At 66.4% G+C, this 15,788-nt stretch carries 23 protein-coding genes and 1 pseudogene; 21 read left to right on the top strand and 3 right to left on the bottom strand.

The window, feature by feature from the left end; translation table 11 throughout:
* Nucleotides 1-1,768 (bottom strand): annotated as a pseudogene (locus B0F77_RS44605) (AfsR family transcriptional regulator); the annotation flags it as partial.
* A 60-nt stretch (nucleotides 1,769-1,828) separates the two neighbouring features.
* Here B0F77_RS44605 and B0F77_RS44600 point away from each other — a divergent pair.
* The 7 genes from B0F77_RS44600 (at nucleotide 1,829) to B0F77_RS44575 (ending at nucleotide 6,266) form a co-directional block, all read left to right on the top strand.
* The gene (locus B0F77_RS44600) at nucleotides 1,829-3,511 is read left to right on the top strand and encodes a recombinase family protein (protein ID WP_158103004.1); all 1,683 of its coding nucleotides are present in this window, start codon (nucleotides 1,829-1,831) and stop codon (nucleotides 3,509-3,511) included.
* A 120-nt stretch (nucleotides 3,512-3,631) separates the two neighbouring features.
* The gene (locus tag B0F77_RS44595; protein ID WP_086669117.1) at nucleotides 3,632-4,543 is read left to right on the top strand and encodes a hypothetical protein; all 912 of its coding nucleotides are present in this window, start codon (nucleotides 3,632-3,634) and stop codon (nucleotides 4,541-4,543) included.
* Nucleotides 4,540-4,833 (top strand): hypothetical protein, encoded by a 294-nt coding sequence (locus B0F77_RS44590; protein WP_086669116.1) that lies wholly within the window; start codon nucleotides 4,540-4,542, stop codon nucleotides 4,831-4,833. The genes B0F77_RS44595 and B0F77_RS44590 overlap by 4 nt, the downstream gene beginning before the upstream one ends.
* The gene (locus B0F77_RS44585; RefSeq protein WP_086669115.1) at nucleotides 4,830-5,186 is read left to right on the top strand and encodes a hypothetical protein; all 357 of its coding nucleotides are present in this window, start codon (nucleotides 4,830-4,832) and stop codon (nucleotides 5,184-5,186) included. Before B0F77_RS44590 ends, B0F77_RS44585 begins: the two co-directional genes overlap by 4 nt.
* A 305-nt stretch (nucleotides 5,187-5,491) precedes the next feature.
* Nucleotides 5,492-5,662, top strand: a complete 171-nt coding sequence (locus B0F77_RS48400; protein ID WP_158103003.1) for a hypothetical protein — start codon at nucleotides 5,492-5,494, stop codon at nucleotides 5,660-5,662.
* A 2-nt stretch (nucleotides 5,663-5,664) separates the two neighbouring features.
* The gene (locus B0F77_RS44580; protein WP_158103002.1) at nucleotides 5,665-6,057 is read left to right on the top strand and encodes a hypothetical protein; all 393 of its coding nucleotides are present in this window, start codon (nucleotides 5,665-5,667) and stop codon (nucleotides 6,055-6,057) included.
* Nucleotides 6,054-6,266 (top strand): hypothetical protein, encoded by a 213-nt coding sequence (locus B0F77_RS44575; protein WP_086669113.1) that lies wholly within the window; start codon nucleotides 6,054-6,056, stop codon nucleotides 6,264-6,266. The genes B0F77_RS44580 and B0F77_RS44575 overlap by 4 nt, the downstream gene beginning before the upstream one ends.
* Before the next feature lie 138 nt (nucleotides 6,267-6,404).
* On the opposite strand, the gene B0F77_RS44570 is transcribed toward B0F77_RS44575, so the two are convergent.
* Nucleotides 6,405-6,734 (bottom strand): hypothetical protein, encoded by a 330-nt coding sequence (locus B0F77_RS44570; RefSeq protein ID WP_143467249.1) that lies wholly within the window; start codon nucleotides 6,732-6,734, stop codon nucleotides 6,405-6,407.
* A gap of 78 nt (nucleotides 6,735-6,812) precedes the next feature.
* Nucleotides 6,813-7,295 carry a helix-turn-helix domain-containing protein gene (locus B0F77_RS44565; RefSeq protein WP_158103001.1) on the bottom strand — a complete coding sequence of 161 codons (483 nt, stop codon included), beginning with the start codon at nucleotides 7,293-7,295 and terminating at the stop codon, nucleotides 6,813-6,815.
* A gap of 118 nt (nucleotides 7,296-7,413) precedes the next feature.
* Here B0F77_RS44565 and B0F77_RS51035 point away from each other — a divergent pair, with 118 nt between their 5' ends.
* From B0F77_RS51035 to B0F77_RS44500, 14 genes are all read left to right on the top strand, one after another.
* The gene (locus B0F77_RS51035; protein ID WP_086669110.1) at nucleotides 7,414-7,671 is read left to right on the top strand and encodes a helix-turn-helix domain-containing protein; all 258 of its coding nucleotides are present in this window, start codon (nucleotides 7,414-7,416) and stop codon (nucleotides 7,669-7,671) included.
* A gap of 357 nt (nucleotides 7,672-8,028) precedes the next feature.
* Nucleotides 8,029-8,208 carry a hypothetical protein gene (locus tag B0F77_RS47520; protein ID WP_143467247.1) on the top strand — a complete coding sequence of 60 codons (180 nt, stop codon included), beginning with the start codon at nucleotides 8,029-8,031 and terminating at the stop codon, nucleotides 8,206-8,208.
* Complete coding sequence (locus B0F77_RS44550; RefSeq protein ID WP_086669108.1) at nucleotides 8,205-8,759, top strand: hypothetical protein; 555 nt, start codon at nucleotides 8,205-8,207, stop codon at nucleotides 8,757-8,759. Before B0F77_RS47520 ends, B0F77_RS44550 begins: the two co-directional genes overlap by 4 nt.
* Nucleotides 8,756-8,992: a hypothetical protein gene (locus B0F77_RS44545; protein ID WP_086669107.1), complete on the top strand. Its 237-nt coding sequence runs from the start codon at nucleotides 8,756-8,758 to the stop codon at nucleotides 8,990-8,992. Before B0F77_RS44550 ends, B0F77_RS44545 begins: the two co-directional genes overlap by 4 nt.
* Nucleotides 8,989-9,369: a hypothetical protein gene (locus B0F77_RS44540; protein ID WP_086669106.1), complete on the top strand. Its 381-nt coding sequence runs from the start codon at nucleotides 8,989-8,991 to the stop codon at nucleotides 9,367-9,369. Before B0F77_RS44545 ends, B0F77_RS44540 begins: the two co-directional genes overlap by 4 nt.
* Nucleotides 9,366-9,704: a DUF7574 domain-containing protein gene (locus B0F77_RS44535; RefSeq protein ID WP_086669105.1), complete on the top strand. Its 339-nt coding sequence runs from the start codon at nucleotides 9,366-9,368 to the stop codon at nucleotides 9,702-9,704. The genes B0F77_RS44540 and B0F77_RS44535 overlap by 4 nt, the downstream gene beginning before the upstream one ends.
* The gene (locus B0F77_RS44530; RefSeq protein WP_086669104.1) at nucleotides 9,701-10,600 is read left to right on the top strand and encodes a YqaJ viral recombinase family nuclease; all 900 of its coding nucleotides are present in this window, start codon (nucleotides 9,701-9,703) and stop codon (nucleotides 10,598-10,600) included. Before B0F77_RS44535 ends, B0F77_RS44530 begins: the two co-directional genes overlap by 4 nt.
* Nucleotides 10,597-11,451: a recombinase RecT gene (locus B0F77_RS44525; protein WP_158103000.1), complete on the top strand. Its 855-nt coding sequence runs from the start codon at nucleotides 10,597-10,599 to the stop codon at nucleotides 11,449-11,451. Before B0F77_RS44530 ends, B0F77_RS44525 begins: the two co-directional genes overlap by 4 nt.
* A gap of 360 nt (nucleotides 11,452-11,811) precedes the next feature.
* Nucleotides 11,812-12,987, top strand: a complete 1,176-nt coding sequence (locus B0F77_RS47515; RefSeq protein ID WP_143467246.1) for an HNH endonuclease — start codon at nucleotides 11,812-11,814, stop codon at nucleotides 12,985-12,987.
* Nucleotides 12,981-14,342, top strand: a complete 1,362-nt coding sequence (locus B0F77_RS44515; RefSeq protein WP_086669101.1) for an AAA family ATPase — start codon at nucleotides 12,981-12,983, stop codon at nucleotides 14,340-14,342. Before B0F77_RS47515 ends, B0F77_RS44515 begins: the two co-directional genes overlap by 7 nt.
* The gene (locus B0F77_RS48395; protein ID WP_158102999.1) at nucleotides 14,339-14,509 is read left to right on the top strand and encodes a hypothetical protein; all 171 of its coding nucleotides are present in this window, start codon (nucleotides 14,339-14,341) and stop codon (nucleotides 14,507-14,509) included. Before B0F77_RS44515 ends, B0F77_RS48395 begins: the two co-directional genes overlap by 4 nt.
* Nucleotides 14,506-15,021, top strand: coding sequence for a hypothetical protein (locus B0F77_RS44510; RefSeq protein WP_086669100.1), 516 nt, complete (start codon nucleotides 14,506-14,508; stop codon nucleotides 15,019-15,021). Before B0F77_RS48395 ends, B0F77_RS44510 begins: the two co-directional genes overlap by 4 nt.
* Before the next feature lie 119 nt (nucleotides 15,022-15,140).
* Nucleotides 15,141-15,359, top strand: a complete 219-nt coding sequence (locus tag B0F77_RS44505) for a hypothetical protein (protein ID WP_086669099.1) — start codon at nucleotides 15,141-15,143, stop codon at nucleotides 15,357-15,359.
* Nucleotides 15,356-15,610, top strand: coding sequence for a hypothetical protein (locus B0F77_RS44500; RefSeq protein WP_086669098.1), 255 nt, complete (start codon nucleotides 15,356-15,358; stop codon nucleotides 15,608-15,610). Before B0F77_RS44505 ends, B0F77_RS44500 begins: the two co-directional genes overlap by 4 nt.
* Nucleotides 15,611-15,788: the final 178 nt, after the last annotated feature.

The raw sequence follows: 15,788 nt of genomic DNA, 5'->3' as shown, positions 1-15,788 counted from the left end.
TCGCGGTGCGCACCGCGACCGGGTAGTCGCCCATGTCGCGATAGGTGCTCGCAAGCTGGTTCAAAATGGTGCCGTGCACGGTCGGCTCGTTCAGTTCGCGGCACAGCTCCTGGCCGGCCGTGAAGTGCTCGATGGCCTCGTCGTACCAGCCGAGCGTCCGGCAGGTCCGGCCGCGCAGGCTCAGGCCGGCCAGTTCGGCGTTGCGATCTCCTACCTCCTCGGCCAGACGCATCGCCTCGGTCTGCAAGCGGTGTGCTTCCATCAGCTCGCCCAGTTCCCACAGCATGTCGCCCTCGCACACGAGATTGATCGGAACCACCAGCGAGTGTCCGACTTCCTGGGCGTACTTGACCGCCATGCGGTAGTGGTCGACCGCCTCGCGCACCTTCCCCACCGGCGCGCAGATGCGGCCGAGGTGGTTGAACACCATGCTGCCCAGATCGGCGATCCCCTCTCGCTCGACGATCTGACGGGCTTCCTCCATCCGTGCCTCCGCCCGGCCGAACTTGCCGACCAGGCAGAGAGCGGAACTGAGCGACCACAGCGCGTGGATCTGCCCGGAGAAGTTGTCCGTGCGCCTCGTCCAGGACAGCGCGGCTTCGGCGAAGTCGAACGCATTGACCACGTCGCCGTGCCGGTCCAGGACCTGTCCGACCACGTGCACGAGGAGCGACCCGATGACGGGCTCGCCGAGGGCTCCCGCCAAGTGGGCCGCGGGCATCAAGCACGAGATCTCGTCGTCCAGCCACCTGGTCGCCGTCGCGCTGTCGGCGAACACCGGGAGCTCGCACTCCACGGCGAGCAGCGGCCGGTAGGCACGAGGAACGATCGCCTCCATCGCTGCCCGTGCCGCCATCGCGTAGAAGAGCAGAAGACGGTGCTGTGCCACCGTCCGTTCGTCAGCCACGCACCGTTGCGATGCAGCTAGACGAAGCAGGTCGTGGAAGGTGAACCGGCCGGGCGTGTGCTCTTCCACGAGATGCGCGGAGGCGAGCGAGCGCAAAGCGCGCCGGGTGGCGACCTGATCAAGGCCGGCCAGCGCGGCCGCGGCGGCCACCGTCACGTCCGGCCCCGGGATCAGCCCCAGCAGGCGGAAGAGCCTGCTGGCTTCCTGCTCGAGGCTCTGGCACGACAGGTCGATCGCGGTGCGCACCGCCGTGTCCGGGTCGCCCTGCGCCTCGAGTTCGGTCAGCCGATCACCCGTGCGGAGCTCGGTGACGTAGTCCTCGATCGACCAGCCGGGCCTGCCCGCGAGGTTCGCCCCCGCGATGCGCAGCGCCAGCGGGAGCCGGGCGCACAGCTCAGCCAGCTGACCCGTGGCCCCCGGCTCCGCGGCCGTCCGCCGCTTGCCCAGGAGGTGCTCCAGAACTTCCCGTGCCTCGACAGGGCTCAGGAGGTCGAGGACGAACAGCCGCGCACCGTCACGGGCCACCAGTCCGTCCAACCGGTTGCGGCTGGTAACCATCGTCAGGCAGCCCGGTGTGCCCGGCAGCAGGGGACGGACCTGGTCGGCCGTCACCGCGTTGTCCAGGAGGACGAGGACCTGGCGGTCCGCCAGCAGTGAGCGGTACAGCGCGGCGGCGTCAGCGGCATCGGCCGGCACGCGGCTCTTGTCCACTCCGAGCGCTACCAGCAACGCGGCGAGCGCGAGCTCCGGCGTGAGCGGCTCGCCGCCGCCGTGACCACGCAGGTTGAGGTACAGCTGGCCGTCGGGGAAACGGGAGCGGACCCGATGTGCCCAGTGCACGGCGGCCGTCGTCTTCCCCACCCCGGGAATCTGACACAGTTCGAGTTGCGGGGTTCGCGCAGCTCAGGAAGGTTGCCCGCCATGCCGGACGCCAACGCCATCGTCGCATGCATCTACCTGCGTCTTTCTGACTTGCGGCACGAGAACATGAAGGGACTGACGGTCGCCGAGTTCCTCGCCGTCCGCGTGAGGGACCTCCGCAAGTTCGGGGAAGAGCGTCTCGGCTGGACCATCCCCGAGTGGGCCGTTGTGATCGAGAACGACGTAATCGACAAGAACGCCAAGCCTAGGAAGACCAAGGGCAAGGAGAAAGCCAAGCGGCAATACGCCGCGTCGGCGTTCAAGCGGAAGCGCGTCGTTCTCCCGGACGGCCGGACCACGTACCGGGTGATCCGGCCCGGGTTCACTCAGGTTATGGGTTGGTTCGAGGGCGACAAGGTGAACGCCCTCTTGAGCGAGGACCTTGACCGCACGTTCCGCGACCCGATCGACCTCGAAGAGTTCATCATCATGGCCGGGCGCAAGAAGCTCAACGCCCGTTCTGTGAGCGGAAGTCTGACGTTCACCGACGGCGGCACCGATTCGGAAATCGACATGGCCCGTTTCGGCGTGACGATCGCTAACCGTTCGTCGCGTGACACCGCCCGCCGCGTGTCCGCCGGACGGAAGCGCAAGGCGGAAGCCGGTGAATTCGCGGGGGGTATCCGGCGGTTCGGCCTTGAGCTGGACGGCATCACTCACATCGCTCACGAAGTTGACGTCGTTCGCGTCGCGATTGATCGGGTCTTGATGCTCGACACGAAGAACCGCGCGGCGGCATCGATCCGGGGAATGGCTAGGGAACTTCGTGACGCGGACGTACCGACGGTGACGGGCGCGGAGTGGACCGGGCAGGGTCTTCGGGACATTCTGCTCCGGCCCTTGAACGCCGGTATCTCGATCCACCTTAACGAGGAAGTCGGTCGTACGAAGAGTGCGCCGATGGTTCCGGAATGGAAGTGGCGTCGCGCGGTCGAGTTGCTGACCGACGAGTCCCGCAAGACCAACGCGGGTGCTGCCCCCAAGTGGCAGGGAACCGGGGTCTACATGTGCGGGCGGTGCGGCAACGGTTCAACGGTTCAGGTCAACGGCGGCACGAAGCGCGCTAACAGGTACTTCTGCCCGGACGGTGGCGGGCACATGACCAGGAATCGTGTGCGAACCGATGAGGTTGTCGACGCGGCAGTTGTCGCCCGCTTGTCCCGTCCGGACGCGATCGATTTGATTCCGTCCGACGGTCCGAAGCGTGAGGAAGTCGACTTGGATGCGTTGCGTCAGGAGTCGGCTTTGATTCGGAAGAACCTCGACGAGTTGGCAGAGGACCGGGTGTTGGGTCTGGTGACCCGTGCTCAGTTCCTCAAGGCGGCGGAAGTAGGTAACGCCCGGTTGGAGGAGATCGAGTCGGAGCTGTGTCGGGTCACGTCAGACTCGCCGTTGCGGCCCCTGGTTGAGGCAGGGCGGGCCGTTGCCGGGTCAGCCGGTGTGGAGACCCCCGAGGAGATCCGCGCCCGTGTGGCGGCGGTGTGGGCGGCTCAGCCGCTGGCGGTACGGCAGGCCGTGATCTCGACCCTGTTCACGGTCACGCTGGTGCCGACGTCGAAGCGGGGTGGTCCGTTCGATGTGAAGTCCGTCGTGATCGAACCCAAGGTTGCGGGCGTGATCCAGTTCGCGCAGAGGGCGCCGGAGCTGGCGGCGCCGGAGTTCGTCCCGGCGGCGGTCGCATAGCCGTTCATAACGAACCTACAACGCCCCCGTTGACACCTGTTAACGGGGGCGTTCGTTCTGTCGATACTGAGACGAACGCGTTGACACTCGTCAACGCGACGCGCTCAGAGAGGGGGCGTCATGGGCAAGGCAGTCACGTTCGTCGCCGTCACACCGGACGGCGAGTTGGCAACCCGGACCAGCCGGACCCGCGTGTACACCCACGCCCGGTGGATCGACTACCGCGACGGCAAGGGACAACGCATCATCTCGTGGCACATGACCGAAGCGGCGGCAGGGAAGTCGTTGCCGCCCGTCGTCAGGGAAAGGGGTCTCGTCTGGGGCATCGTCCCTGTAACCGTGGACGGTGAGGCACCGCAACGGAACGACGCCCCCGCGCCGGTCGCCGACGTCACGCCGGAACCGGCGCCGGTTGCCGACGCGGCGCCCCTGTGGTTCGCGCATACCAGCAACCCGAACGTGTTCCACCTGGAGACCAAGGGTCAGCGGGCTAGGCACGCCGCGTGCGCTGTCTCGACCCGCATGCGTTCCACTCAAGTCGGTGTGCCGTCGGCGGAGATGCCCGCGTCCGGCATCAGGTGCCGTTTCTGTCTGGACGTCGCCGCCGCCGACGTCCCCCAGGATGCGCCCGCCATTGCCGACGAAGCCCCGACCGTAGTCACGACGATCAAAACCGTTGGCATGACGACGGTTGGAAAGTGGTTCGGGTACAGCAAGGCGGCGGTGTCCCAGTGGCGCAAGAACTACCCGAACACCCCCACGCCCAACGTGGAACACGAAGGTAGCCCCGGCTGGTTGCCGTCACGTCAAGCGGAGTGGCGGCGTTGGTATGAGACGGAGGGACCGGGGCGCCCGGCGCACTTGAAGCCCGCGCACACGATGCGCCGGAACCTTCACACTGTGGACGGCACCGGCACGCAACTAGCCGCCGCGTTCGCCCCAGCGATCAACCAGGTAGTGACAGACATAGAAACGACTAGGGCTAAGCGTTCGGCGGTAACCCGTCGGCGCAGCAAGGAGGTTGGACAGTGAACACCCACCCGTACGTGTACAACGCGGAAGCGTCCGCTTGTCACCTGTTCCCCGTGTGCGACAACGCCATTGAGGGAACCGTGACGAACCCGTTCATGGGTGAGATCCCGTCGTGTGAGCGGTGCGCACAGGTGACCGGGCAGACGCTCAACCCGATCCCGTCCGGCGCCAAGACCATGATCCGCTTCACGACCGAGCACGAGATCCCCGCGCCGGTGACCGAGATCCCGAAGGGCGCGGAGATCACGTTCTTTCTGGCAACCGGTGACGACGTGGAGTTGAGCAAATGAGTACGCGCATCGATTCGCTAGACGACTGGACTGAGTTGCGGCATTGGTTGCTGGCGAACGTGGACCAGTTCGTGTGGAAGAAGAGAACGGCGCCCTCCGAAGAGTCCCGGTACATCGCCCGCGTCCCGGCAATGCCGGGGGACATGTTGGCCCCAGACAAGACCGCAGCACTCGACGAGTTCCGCAAAAGCGGCCTCATCCAACACCGGACGGGCGGTCCTACGCCATTCAACCCCATGGACATCACACGGACCGATGAGGGCGACCGGGTGCTCAACCTGTGGGACGACAGCAAAGGCGCGCCAGTCGAACCCGTGCTGTCAGCCAACGAGAACGAGAGGGACACCAAGTGACCGGCAAGGCACCAGAGGACCAGTGGACCCCGCTTCGTCACGAAGTGCTCGCGACGGCCGAACAGTTCCGAATGACCGGTGCGCACACAGTCACGGGAAGCCGCTACGTACGGGCCGAGAGTCCTCTTGAGACGTTGCCGCACGGCGTGGCACAAGCGTTGCGTTGGGCAGCAGAGCACGGCCTCACTGGGAACAGGTTGGCGCATAGCACGCCTACCAACTCTTGGGACATCGCGCCCACCAAGGAGGGCAAACGGGTCCTCAGCGTGTGGAACGACCGGCGCGGAACCCCTACGCCGCCAGTCTTGTCCGAAGACGCAATCAGGTACGCCGGTGAGTACGTGGCATTCCTTGAGTGGCACCAGCGCCGGACGGGCCGCCAGATTGGCGACGGCATCGGCGTCGCCGCACACCTCATCAACAAGGCGGCGGCGGGCAACGACCCGTGGGCCGACGACAACGACGGGGAGAACTGACCGTGCCCGTACCGATGATCGACACGCGCCCCGACTACATGCGAGTTCGGATTGACTTGATCGCGTCGGCGCTCAAAACCATGGCCCGGCCCGCAGATCACGCAAGGGTCGGAGTGGAGACCTACCGGACCAAACACCTTGAGGGCCGTCCGGAGTTCGTTGTCATGGTGGACGGCTTCGACGTCGCCCGGTTCGTTGGGGCGCTTGTGTTCGAGTGCGTCAAGCATGGTCTTGAGCGTGAGTGCCGGGACCTCTTGGAAGACGCCCACATGACGCAAGCCGCGCGGACCGATCTCACCGTGCTCAGTTTCGACGGGTGGACGTTGGTGAACGGTCTTGGCCTACCGATCACGTCGGAGTTCGCCAAGCCTCGACCGGCGAGGCGGGGACGGTGACCGTCGGCGCGGATGATGCGCTGGACCGGTTGCCCGCCGCCACGTGGCGCGCTCTGGCGTTCGACCTCGCGGCGGAAGTGTGGGGGGAGGACGCGCCGGAAGGTGAGGTTCGGGCGCGTCTCGCGTCCCGGACGGACGTTCTGAAACTCGCGGGACTGGTCGAACGCGCGGCGCCGAAGTCCTACCCGCGCGCCGACACCGGCGCCTAGCCGGATTCACAACGAAGCCCCCGTGCCTGCTGGATTCAGGCACGGGGGCTTCGTCGTCTCAGCGGCCGCTAAGCGCGCCGCCAGGTTCACCCTACCGGAGTTACCCAGACCGGCGCCGCCGACGGCGCAGAGAGCCTCTCAGCCGGTCTTACGGGCGGCCCGGTGGCCCTGGGTCTGCGGGACCTCGCCGCGTTCCTCGCGGACGGCCCGGTCCTCAGCCTCTTCAGCTTCGCGCGCAAGGTCCGGCATACCCACGCGGGCCGACGCCTTGCCGAGCGTGTGCGCCGCAACGCACAACTCATCGAGCAACCCCCGGGTTCGGGCCTCAACACCCTCGATCGCGGCGCACACGGCCCGCCGACTGCTCTCGATCCGGCACACGATCACCAACCATGCGGCGGCGCCGACGACCGCCGCGACCACGCCGACCCGTGGACGCGGGGAACCGTTCGTGCGGGTCTTGGGCATGGTGGGTACCGCCGTTCCACAATTGATCTTGAGAGGTGCTGTCCGCCGTCCTACCGCGACGGGCGCGACGCCGCAACTTCAGTCGTTGTTGCCCGCGTCCTCAGGTGATGCGGGCAAGTCGCCGGTGGCCGTCCCAATCCACCTGATCATTGTCTCGAAGTCGGGGGCCAGGCGACGCAGCGTCAGCAGGGACGCAGCGACTTCAGCCTTGTCGTCATCAGACAATCCACCTGGCAGCAAGGGCGCGCGCAGCAGTGCGGCGGCTTCGTCCCGTCCGCAGTCAGCAAGTTGTTGCGGCGTCAGTCCAATGAGCTTCGCCAAGCTCACGAGTGTGCCGGTGTGGATCCGGTGCGGCTTCTTCTTCCCATTTTTGCGCCGCTCACCGGCCTCAACGTTGTACTGGGAAGTCTCGCTCAAGCCGATGGCTGCCTGTACTTCCTCGCGCGTCAGAGGGACGGCTTCCCGGGCCTCACGAATCAGCCTGCCTAGCTTCCGGGTTTCCCGGAGGCCCAGCCGTTTCCTGCCCTGTGCCCCCGAAGTGTTGTCATGCTCGCCCGTCATGCGCCGCACCATAGCGGGGGGGCCGCCGGTTCGCATCGGTGCCCCCGCCGGGCGAACCTCTCGACCGACCTTCAACTTTGGGTTCCCAAGTTGAAGGTTCGGGCCATATGTTCGCAACATGCCACAGAGGACACGGGTACCTCAAGGGCTGCTCAATCACTCACCGGCTGCACTCCGGTGGACCCGAGACGCCAAGGGACTGCGCCAACGTGAACTAGCCAAAGCCGTTGGCATCTCTCGGTCTTACCTCAGTGAGCTTGAGTGCGGCACCCGCTCGGCACCCCCACATCTGCTGAACCGAATCGCCACCTACCTGCGATGTCCCGTGACCATGCTCGAAATGCGGGACGACACAACGGAAGTCACCGCGGCATGACCACACCGGACAACGCACCGGCATCCACACCGGACCGACTGACAGCGCAGATCTCCGCCTACATCACGGCACTCATGGCGCAGTGCCCGCCCCTCGACGACGACCAACGAAGCCGCATCGCCGCCCTGTTGGTCCCCACCAACTACACGACCCCCGGACGGCGACCGCGACCAGCGCGACGACCCCGACGGGCAGCGTGAAACCCAAACCCACCAACCAGAAGCGGTGCCACACGTGAACGAGGAACACCGAGAAACCCCGTCAGTCCTGGTAGCGCGACACCACAAGGCCCAGAACGAACTCCGTCGGCTCACGCACCGCTACGACGGCACGCGTGATGACATCTGGTTGCGGCGCATGGCTGCCATCCGCAGGGAGCTAGCAGCCGTCTACCTCGTGGCCTCTCACGCACACGAACATCACTCGATCGAGTGGCACGGCCTCCGTGAGGCATCGGCGATGCACGAGCTACACGCCAACGCCAACCTCGACGCCGCCGCCAACTTCACCGCAACCTACGAGGACGGCATCGCATGAGCACTGTGATCAGCAACGATCAGACCGTAATGCGACAGGCCGAGGAGATCGAGCGTCTCCGCGAACAACTCCGACAGGAACGGGAACGCCGGATCCTCACCGCGCTCTGGGGATCTCGTGACGAAGAGTGCCCGCGCCCGTTCTCCATCTACCGGCCCGACGACGTAGCCGCCGACCAAGAGCTGAACCCCGGGATTCTCGGCTACGGATGCACGTTCGCCGACGGCTTCACGGTCGTCCAGCAACGGGACACCAACGGGGAATCAACGCGAATGGCCTACACGTCGTTGGAGGTGTTCGAGGACCAGGGACGTCCGCCCGGTTCATATGTCGTGTGGCTCGCCGAAGACCTGGTCGACTTCACCGCCGCCGTCACCGACGCAGTAGAAGCCGACGTGCGCCGCCGGTCCCGGACCGAGTCCGTCAGGATCACCGTCGCCGAGACCCTGTCAGACGCGGTCGGCGACTTGGACGACATCGTCACGTGGGACGACTGTCGGGCAGCCGCCGACCGGGTAATCACAAAGCTGTTCGGAGTGGACGGATCGTGAACGCCGTCGGCATCACGGTTCTCGCCCTGTTCACGCTCAGCGTCATCGGCGTCGGCATCGCAATCCTTTGCGACCGGCCGGAGCGCGACGGCGGAAGCAACCCCGACCGTGAACCCGACCCAATCGACGACGACGCATGGATCGCAGAACTCCGGCGCCTCAACGAAGCCATGCCCTATGTGCGCAAGCACCGTGCCCGTGCCGCCCGCAACACCATGAGGACCAAGCAATGACCGCCAAGATTGGCCCCCTCCCCAAGGGAGACGCCGACGGAACCGGCGTCATCATCCGAGACCTGATCGACCACCCGCACCGCTACCACGTGCTGCTGTGTGTTGTGGACTGCTCCAAGGTCACCACTGACCACGACACCGGCGAGCACGTGCCGACCATCCGGGTACGCCGGGCCGAAGTCATCACCCGCAACGACCTCCCAGCAGCCGAGAAGCTGATCCGCCGGGCGCTTGAGAAGCGTTCCGGCGCAACGGTTCTGCCGCTTGAAATCGAGGACGAGATCACGGCGGCGTTCGCCGGTGTCGATCCGGACACGGGCGAGGTCTACGTGTCCGACGCGGACAACGCGGCGCCGGAGGAAGAGGGTTCGGCGTGAGCGGACCCAGCAACCCCTACCTCGAACCGGCGTCGTTCGGCCTAGAACTCATGGCAGACCTCGACCTAGGCCTCGATGGTGAGTACGACATGGTGTGCGTGTGGCGGCACGCCATGACCGGGATTTGGTACGCCGCCGCCGACACCGGCGACTGCCACCCTGTGCCGTTCGACGACTTCACCGGCGACCACCTAACCCCCGTCTTCACGCTCGACAGCGTCGCCGACTTCGCACGCGACGCCTGGCGCGACACCCCGGAGCCGAAGCGAGAACACGCGGTCAACGTTCTCGTTGACCTCGTCAAGGCGGCGTGGCGGAAGGCGGGTGTGCGATGAGGAAGGGTGCCGCCGAACTGGTCGCCGGACACGCACCCGGTACGCCGGAGTGGCATGCGTTGCGCAGCACGGGAATTGGCGGAAGCGACATCGCCGCCGTCCTCGGCTTGAGTCCATGGGACAGCGCGTTTTCGTTGTGGCACCGCAAGAACGGTGGGGCCGACGACAAACCGGCGTCTCGTGAAATGTCGTGGGGGAACCGACACGAGGACACCATTGCCGGGTGGTATCGGGACACCCACCCCGGGACCCGCGTGGCTCGTACCGGCACGTGGCGGTCGACGGTCCGGCCGTGGCAACTCGCGAACCCTGACCGGCTGCTCAGCGGGCGCCGCGTCCTGGAGATCAAGACTGACCGGTCCGGCGACGCGTGGGGAACACCTGGCACCGACGAAGTTCCGGTGTACTACCGCGCACAAGTGTTGTGGTACCTCGACACGCTCGGTTGGAACGAGGCAGAGGTTGCCGTCCTCATCGGACTTTCGGACGCCCGCATCTACAACGTCCGGTGGAACGCAGAGGAAGCCGCCGTCATGCGTGACGCCGCAGAGCAGTTCTGGCAGTCCCTCAAGGATGGTGTTCCGCCTCCGCTGGACGGGCACGACGCCACATACCGCACGGTCCGGGCACTGCGCCCCCACATAGACGAACTGACCGTTGAGCTTCCGGCCGACCTCGCCGCCTGGTACCTCCGTGCGATCACATACGAGAAGCAAGCCGCCGAACGCAAACAGCATGCCGCCGCCGAAGTCTTGAGCCACATGGGAACCGCCCGGCGTGCAGTGTGCAACGGCCAGAACATCGCCATACGCGTCCCCGGCATTCGCGGCGGCGCCCCCTCCCTTCGACCGTCTCCGTTGCCACGCAACGCAAGCAAGATCGGACAAGTAGCGTGAGTGGAAACACCATCACCAACGCCGTCAACGAACAGGCCCAAGTCGTCCGGATCGACGACTACCGCAACGACTTCGCCGCCGTCCTCCCGTCCCACGTCCGGCCAGACCAGTGGGTCCGACTGACGCAAGGAGTGTTGCGCCGCAACCCCAAGCTTGCGGGCATCTTCCGCACCAACACCGCGTCCGTGCTCACCGCACTCCTTGACGCCGCCCGGCAGGGCCTCGAAGTCGGCAAGACCTACCACCTTGTCCCGATGGGCAACGAAGTCGTCGGCATCGAGGACTACACCGGCGTCATTGAGTTGATGTACAGGGCCGGTGCAATCGCGTCGGTCAAGGCGGAGATCGTCTACGAACGTGACCTTGAGTGGTTCGACTATCCCGACACCGACACCGGCAAGACCCGCCGTCGCCAACGCTTCGAGTGGGTTCCCGGTGAGATGTCCCGGCCGTTCCACTGTCCACTGTGGTTCACCGACCGAGGCAAGATGATCGGCGCGTACGCCTACGCGGAGATGGTCAACGGCACGTTCTCGCGCGTCGTCGTCCGCCGTGAGGCGGACATCAACGAGGTCAAGGCGGTCAGCAAGACCGCGAAGTCCGCCGACAGCCCGTGGAACAAGTGGCCTGACCGCATGTGGCTCAAGACGGTGCTCCGCGAACTCTCGAAGTTCGTGCCGACCAGCGCGGAATACCGCAACCTTGTAGCCCGGTCCACCGACGCGAACGGGCGCAACATGGCCGAGGCACTCGCGGACGTGTCAGGGTTGCGACCAGACAACGACTACCTCGACGGCGAAGTTGTTGCCGACGACGGCAAGCCCCCGCACAACGCCCGCCTCACTGCCTAGCCCCCAGGTTCCCGGCGTCGGCCCCGGCTGTCACGCCCGGTGCGCGATGAGTCCCGCACGCTCCCCCGTGCCGGTTGACCCGCCCACCGGACCGTGCCGCTGTGACGGCCACGAGAGCCGACGCCGGGCACACCGGCGGCGGTGTGCCCCCTCCTGAGGACACCGCCGCCGGTCTCTCCGTCACCACGCAAGGGGGCGACCACAGTGGACACAAACCCGGCGCCCGACCGAGACGAACTCTGGCGGCGCATCCAACTTGCCCGCGCGTGCCTGCAACACGGACGTACGGACCCCCTGCTACTGCTGGCAATCCTCGACGGCGCCAGCATCACAGAACTCATGCGACGGGAGCTGTAGGCCATGGCCCGTATCCGCACCATCAAGCCGGACTTTTGGGATGACGACAGGATAGGCACACTGTCACGAGACGCGCGGTTGCTGTTCATCGCTACGTGGAACGTCGCTGACGACGAAGGGTTGTTGCGCTGGACACCCGCCTATCTCAAGGCCGTGGCGTTCCGCTACGACTGGGAGATCACGGAAGCCGCCGTTGCCGACATGATGGCGGAACTGTCCAAAGCAGAACTTGTCTGTCCCTACGCGGCGGGCAGGACGCGGGAACGTCTCGCATGGATCACCAACTTCCGCAAGCACCAGAAGATCAACCGGCCGCAGCCCGGACGGCTCCCCGCGCCCAATCTTCAGAACGCCGATGTGGTAGCGGCATACCTGCGACGTGACAGGTATGAGTGCCACCTTTGCCGTGGTCCCGTTCCCCAGCAACGCATCCGCAGGGCGGACAACGATGCGTGTCTGAACGTCTCGCTTGATCACGTTCTCCCGCGCGCTCACGGCGGGGATGACTACCCCTCGAACATCCGGGTTTCGCACCTCGGGTGCAACAACAGGCGGCGCGATAGTCCCGTGGTCGCGTTCCGCGTACCCGATTCGGTACGTCACGCATTGGGAGGGTTGGCGCAGTCAGCGGCTGTCGAATGTGGACCGTCCGAGGCGTCGCCCTCTCGACCGGCGGCCCCGCCGCACAACGATCCCAACATTGCCGACGTTCCCGGAACGCTCCCCGAACGTTCAGGGAACGGCTCCGGGAGCCGTTCCCTGAAGAAGATTCCACCATGCGGAAACATGCTGGCCAGTGATTCACTGAGTGATTCACGGAGTGATTCAGTGGCGGAAGGGAATGGAAAAGGAAGGGAAAAGGAAACGACTTCGTCGTCCGACACGCACACCGCCGACCCGATCAACGCCGGAACGATCGCGGCGGCCTGGGTCGACGCGAACCGGGCCAACGGCGTCAACCCCAGCAGGGCACAAGTCGGGCAGGTCGCGCGGACCGCCAAAGAGTTGCTTGACGCGGGCAACCCTCCGACCCGCGTCTTGGAAGCCGCCCGGCGTGCCGGTGCCAAAGGCTTCACGCCGATCGACCGGGAGTTGACCGCGACCGCCGCACGCGCCGTCGTCGCCGACCTCCGCCAGTACGACCCGAAAACCGGGCGCGGGGTGGACCTCGCATGGTGAAGCACCACAGCAGCCCCATTCCCGCCGACGTCGTTGCCGAACGTCAAGTCATCGCAACGATTCTCGATCCCGCGTGCCCGGACGAGAACCGGGCACAGTTCACGGTCATCCCACCGGACGCGTGGCACGACCCCGTTCACGACACCGTCGCCACCGTGCTCCGGGACCGGATCGTCCGGGGCATCCCGGTCGACGCGATGATCGTCGCCGAGGACGCCGCCGCCGCGTGCGGCACCGACCACCAGGCCGACCGCGTGCGCCGGTTCGTCATCGACGCCGCCACCAGCGCACCCCCGCCGGTGTCATTCCCTTGGTACGCGGAACAGTTGCTACGTGCCGTGTACCTCCGCAACGTGTACGCCACCGGCGTGCGCATCGCCCAACTCGCCGAACGCGGCGCCGACAACTCCGACATCAGCGACGTTGCCGCGCAGCTGCGCTGCCACCTCGACGACATCGAATCCGGCTACGGCCTCACCGACGCAGACCGGCCCATCAGCCTCGCCGACCTCGCGGCACAAGCCGACGAACCGCATGACTGGTTGGTGCCGGACCTGATCGAACGCCACGACCGCATGATGATCACCGGCTTTGAAGGCACAGGAAAGTCCCACCTCGTCTGTCAACTCGGTATCGCGTTGGGTGGTGGCCTGCACCCGTTCACCGGAAAGGTGTTGGAAGACAAGGGGTTGCGTGTCCTGGTTGTCGACGTCGAGAACTCGCGCCGTCAGATCCGTCGTCGATGGACCAACGTCCGGGACCGTGCGGACTTGTTGCGCGCCAACGCAAAGGCCGATCCTGTCGACTGGTCCGAACAGGTCCGGTTCGTGATCAGGCCCGAAGGGATCGACCTCGCGTCACCGCCGGAGTTCGCCCGGCTCGAACAGGCCATAGCACTCACAAGCCCGGACATCGTCGTAGGAGGACCGATCTACAAGTTGACGCGGTTGGACGTCCGCGACGAACCAGCGGCACGTGCCCTGGTCGACGCGCTCGACCGGCTTCGGGTCAAGCACGGGTTCGCGCTGATCGTCGAAGCCCACGTTGGCCACTCCGGCGAGAACACCGGCGGGCGCCGCCTGCGGCCCGTCGGATCGTCGTTGTTCCTCCGCTGGCCAGAGTTCGGCTTCGGACTGCGCCCGCATTCCGAAGCACGCCAACAAGAACACCCCGATCTTGTTGAGGTGGTGTCGTGGCGCGGCGCCCGGGACAACCGCGACTTCCCGACGCTGCTCACGCACTCCACCAACGAACTCCCGTGGACACCCAAAGACCCCGACTACCGGCGGCGACACGGCATGTCGACGTGGCGTCCCGAATACCCGGCGTTCGACCAGAGGAGGCCCCGCCCGTGATCCGCTTCATCCTGTCCGGCGCACTGGTGGTCGCCGCCGCATGGTCGGGCGGTGCGGCCATTGCCGCCGCCATGGTCGGCAACACCGAGCGGCTGATCGGCTTCGCGGCACTGGCCATCGCGGCGCTGTCGTTCGCCGGACTCGTGTGGCTGGCGGGCAAGCGATGACCACCCACGCTGATCGGGTTGCCCGGGGCCGCGCCGCCCGGCGCAAGGGCCACCAGGCCGAACGTGACCTCGCCGCCTACCTCCGCCGCTGGTGGCCGGACGCGGAACGCAAGCCGGACAACGGTTGGCGCTCCGGCGACCGCGTCAGTGCCGACGTCGGCGACATCCGGGGAGTACCCGGCGTCGTGTGGCAGTGCAAGAACGTGGATCGGCTCAACATCAACAAGGCCATGGAAGAGACGGCGACACAAGCCGTGGTGGCCGAAGCGGACTACGGCGTGTTGGTGGAACGTCGGCCCGGCCGCGCCGATCCGGCTGAGTGGTGGGCGTGGGTGACGGTGTCCGACATCGGCCGTCTCCTCTGGTTCCCCGGTGATCTCGCCACGTGGGGTGTGCCGGGCGACACGCTCAAGGCGCCGGTGCGGGTGGAACTCCGGCACCTCGTGGCCCTACTGGTCGCCGACGGATACGCCGACCCGCTCAGAGCCTCTGAGACGCGCCGGGCGCCCTAGCCCGCTGTAACCACCCTCGCGCCGCCGGAAAACCCGGCAGAAGCCAATGCGGCCCACCCGCCGGGGCATTCCCGATCGACCTAGCCCGTGCACCCCGCCACAACCGAGAGGAACACCCCATGGTCCAGCCATGCCCCGAATGCCGACAGACCCGCCGACACCGGCTCTCGTGCAACGCCCCCAACCGCGCCCGCCACGGCTACGGCCACACCAACGACCCCCTCGCCATCGGCTTCGACACCGCCGACACCGGCATCACCGACACCCCAACCAACTCGACCACCGGCGGATGCGACACCACCAGCGACACCACGTGCAGCAGCGGAGGCGGCGAATGAGCAAATACCCCACGTTCAACGAATTCCTCGACACCGTCCGCAACCCCGACCAAATCGAACGAGCACGCGCCGTCCGCACCGTCGCCCACCACGCCACCGACGCCACCGACCTCGCCACCCTCATGGACATCCTCGGACTCACCGCCAGCGACATCACCCCGGCACCGTCCGCACCCCCCGAACCTCCCGCACCCCTCCGCGCCCACGCCGTCCAAAAACGCATGCGACGAGGCAGCACACGGCTCAGCTAACCCAAGGGAGACAACGTGAACGACAACCCGCAAAGGCTTCCCGTGCTCGCCGCATTCGGATTCCTCGGCCTCCTCGGCGGCCTCCTCGGATGGGTCCTCAGCGGCTACTGGCAGTTCGCCGCCGTCGGCGCCGCCGCCTTCCTCGCATGCGCCGTCATCGGCGCCGCCATCGACAACG

Origin of the sequence: Lentzea kentuckyensis, from assembly GCF_002150765.1 — a bacterium.
GTDB lineage: Bacteria > Actinomycetota > Actinomycetes > Mycobacteriales > Pseudonocardiaceae > Lentzea > Lentzea kentuckyensis.
This window is presented reverse-complemented; position numbering and strand designations above follow the sequence as displayed.